General features: G+C 51.3%; 2 protein-coding genes. Both read left to right on the forward strand.

From position 1 onward, the window contains the following. Nucleotides 1–1,658: calcium-binding protein (locus ON072_RS20825; protein WP_274626176.1), on the forward strand; the 1,658-nt coding region annotated here is incomplete at its 5' end. A 252-nt stretch (nt 1,659–1,910) separates the two neighbouring features. After that, nucleotides 1,911–4,419, forward strand: a 2,509-nt coding sequence (locus tag ON072_RS20830) for a retention module-containing protein (protein WP_274626177.1), incomplete at its 3' end; no start/stop codon positions are given.

A 4,419-nucleotide genomic window follows, 5' to 3' on the forward strand; every position in this document is an offset into this window, starting at 1 on the left:
CCATCACCTTGAGCTTTGATGTCACGGTCGATGACGGCAACGGCGGCACTGATACTGAAACCGTGACAATCACCATCAATGGTACCAACGACCCGGTTGAAGGCGAATTTGCCAAAGAGATCTGGGTTCCGGCCTCCCTATTGCAACTCTCGGATCCTTATCTTGCCGGTTATCCGCTGAATATTGATGTTCCAACCGATGTAGATGCCACGGATGACATTAGCATAACAAACTTGAGCCTTGAGTTTATCGATCCGGGGGAAACCGCCGAGATAGGCTCCATTTGGTATTGGGATGAAGACATCCAGATGCTGGTGCAGTATGACTTTAACAATCCTGAGGCCTTATCTGCCACAGAGTTGGGCAGTCTGGTCTATATGCCGGGGGATAACGGTGACATAGAGGAACAACTGGATATTTCTCTGACCTTCACAGTCAACTCAGGTACAGATCAGGTTGATGGCGACTTCATCATCCATGCTGTGCCGGGTAACAGCTTGGGAGGGGAAAGTGTCACCATAGGTGATGGTTCATCGCCTTTGACCTCAGGGAATGATCAGGATGCTGTCCTCAGTATCAGTGGCGGATTCGCCGATGCCATTAATTTAGATCCAGCCAATGGTAGCCTGGATCTGTTTACCGATTACCAGAAATCGCCCTTTGCCATTCCAATTCCCGGAGATGAGAGAGACATTGACACTACCGCGGGCAGTAAGCGGGAAACAGAGGTCTCAGTCAGGCTTACCATTAACGGCATAACCTTCATAGTGCTGTTGGCAGATCCCGTCGATAGCGTCGAACAGACTTGGTTCTATGATGCGGATTCAGGCTTGATGAAGGCCAGTATTGGCTACGATCAGATAGTGCAAGAATCGGATAACTCAGTAACTCTCGCCGACTACCTGACTTTGAATCCGGCCCAAGCAGGCGATCTATGGACCATTACTTACTTCGACAATGATGGAGGCAGTTATCAGGCCAGGTATGTACAAGCTGTATTTACTCACGAGCTGCTACCTGATGATGCCATTACGGTAACAGGAACCGACGACATAGATAATCTCATCTTTGGTAGCACTCAAAGTGACTCGCTCACCGGGGCAAACCAAAGCGATGAAATAGTCGGTCGCGAAGGAAATGACACCATCTATGGTCTGGAAGGTGATGACCAACTACTGGGTGGCGCCGGCAATGACTACATCTTTGGCGGTACAGGTGCCGACTATCTGGTTGGCGGCCCCGGCAGTGATCGCTTGGATGCAGGTATAGACAATGACAGAGATATATTGATCTGGGATGCAGGGTCTGCAGATGGCAGCACTGATGAAGTCTATAACTTCGACCCTAACACTGATGCACTGGATTTATCAGACATCTTGGTCAATGAAGAAAACGGGGTTTTGGATGATTACCTGGACTTCAGCTTTGTGGGTGGCAACACCATCATAAGTGTCGACACAACAGGTGCCGGAGGGGACAGTGTCACCATAGTTCTCAATGGTGTGGATCTGTCCACAGAGTATGGAACTACAGATGAAGGTGTGATTATTCAATCCCTTATCTCCGACGGTGCATTGTTGGTCACTCAACCTGTTGTTCAGGCTTCTCTTCCAGAGCCTAACTATACTTATTCATCCGAGGAACAATTAATTCCCTAACCTTAAGCAATAATTTTTTCAATAGAATCAACAGGAGCCGCAGGCTCCTGTTTTTTTATTAATCAACAGCAAAAAATATTTCTTTTAAATCAGCAAATTAACAAATTTGCAAATAGCGTCAAAAAATTGACCTTTGAAACTAATTAATCTAAAATCGCACCCAAGAGATTTACACTATTTGCCAACTTGCAACCCAAACCTATTGGGCTGCAACTTTATTGATACGGATATTGCAAGCGCCGGGGGCGGGACATGAAAGCACTTATCACTACACAAGATGGTCAAGTTAAGACTTTGAATGGCAAGGCTTATGTCATGTCAAATGGCCAGCAAGTGCCACTACAACAGGGCGACTTCGTCGCGCAGGGAAGCGAAGTTTTTGTCGATAATGATGCACAAATAGAGCTCTTGCTCAGTGACGGAAGCAGTCTTGGAAGTGAAGCTGAAGTCCCTCAGGAAGCGTTGCAAAGTGCCGATTCTGCAACAGATTCTGAAATTGCTCAGCTACAGGCCCTTATCGCTGCGGGAGAAGATCCAACCGCTTCATTGCCTGATACTGCTGCCGGTGGAGCTCAAGGGAATGAGGGGACGTCCGGCTTTGTTTCCTTGGCAAGAAGTGGGGCAGAAACTCTGGCTGCCAGTGGCTACGATTCAGCGGGCGTCGAAGCTGATGCCATTACACTGCAAGATGGCTTGTCACAAAACACCTTCGAGTTGACTCAAGTTGCTCCCAGCACTGTAACCTTGTTGGCGCCAACCCAAGTCAACGAGGGTGGCAGCATTACCTACACTGCTGTTGTAGACAATGCTCCTCTGGAAAGTGATTTGGTTCTGACCTTGTCCAACGGCGCAACGATAGTGATCCCTGTTGGCCAAACTTCAGGCAGTGTTACCGTCGACGCCCCCAGCGATGATGTCTACTTGGACAGTGAAGTACTGAATGTCGGTGTCACTGAGTCCCAGGGCGGCAACTATGAAAACTTGGACCTCGGCAATAGTGTCGATACTCAGGTCAATGACACCATAGATACCACCACGGTAACCCTGACTGCCCCGGCTGAAGTGAATGAAGGCGGCCAGATCACCTATACCGCCACGGTCAATAATGCCCCCGAAACTGACTTGGTACTGACCCTGTCCAACGGCGCCAGCATCACCATCGCGGCAGGTCAGACGTCCGGCACCGTGACCGTTGATGCACCGACTGATGATGTCTATCAGGACGGTGAAACCCTCACGGTCAATGTCACCGGTGCCCAGGGCGGCAACTATGAAAACTTGGACCTCGGCAATAGTGTCGATACTCAGGTCAATGACACCATAGATACCACCACGGTCACCCTGACCGCCCCGGCTGAAGTGAATGAAGGCGGCCAGATCACCTATACCGCCACGGTCAACAATGCCCCTGAAACCGACCTGGTACTGACCCTGTCCAACGGCGCCAGCATCACCATTGCGGCCGGTCAGACCGAAGGCACTGTCACCGTTGATGCACCGACTGATGATGTCTATCAGGACGGTGAAATCCTCACGGTCGGCATCACCGACGCCCAGGGCGGCAACTATGAAGACCTGAACCTCGGCAATAGTGTCGATACACAGGTCAATGACACCATAGATACCACCGCGGTCACCCTGACCGCCCCGGCTGAAGTGAATGAAGGCGGCCAGATCACCTATACCGCCACGGTCAATAATGCCCCTGAAACCGACCTGGTACTGACCCTGTCCAACGGCGCCAGCATCACCATTGCAGCCGGTCAAACCTCCGGCACTGTAACCGTTGACGCTCCCAGCGATGATGTATTTGTTGATGCGGAAACTCTGACCGTAGGTATAGATAGTGCACAAGGTGGTAATTTTGAAAACCTGGATACCAGTGACACAGCTTCCACACTGGTAAATGACACTACCGACACCGTTTTTGCCCAGATCAGCGTAGACAAAACCAGTGTCGCTGAAGGTGGTGAAATCACTTATACAGTGACTTTGGTCGATGCCAACGGTAACCCGGTAACCCTTCCTAGTGGTGCTTCGGTTACCCTTGCACTTGATTGGAGTGGTACAGCATCTGCGGCAGATGTTGATAATTTACCTCCAAGCGTGACCATTACCGGTGATAGCCAGCAAAGCTTTACGGTTAATACCATTAACGATGGTGTCTATGAAAATAGCGAAAATCTAAGCGTCGTCATTAGTGGTGTTACTGACGTCGATAATAGCCTTGAACAACTTGAGATAGGCAGCAACAACAGCGCCGACACCACCATTCTCGATGCCCAGGATGCGCCTGTGGTCGGCATCGTCGCCGATCAAAGCAGCGTCACCGAGGGTGAGACTGCCGCCTTCACCGTCAGCATCGACCAGGTGGCCGACGAGGATGTGGTAGTCAACTTCACCTACTCCGGCGTGGCCGAGGACGGCAGCGACTTCACCGGCGTTGCCAGTGTCACCATTCCCGCCGGCAGCACCAGTGTGCCGCTGGATATCAGCACCATTAACGACGGTATCTATGAAGGCGCCGAAGACTTCACCGTCACCATCGACAGTGTCAGCGGAGCCGATGCCAGCATTGGTGCCAACAACAGCGCCGACACCACCATTCTCGATGCCCAGGATGCGCCTGTGGTCGGCATCGTCGCCGATCAAAGCAGCGTCACCGAGGGTGAGACTGCTGCCTTCACCGTCAGCATCGACCAGGTGGCCGACGAGGATGTGGTAGTCAACTTCACCTACTCCGGCGTGGCCGAGGACGGCA

It is taken from the genome of Shewanella sp. K8 (genome assembly GCF_028823715.1).
In the GTDB taxonomy this organism is placed as follows: Bacteria; Pseudomonadota; Gammaproteobacteria; order Enterobacterales; family Shewanellaceae; genus Shewanella; species Shewanella algae.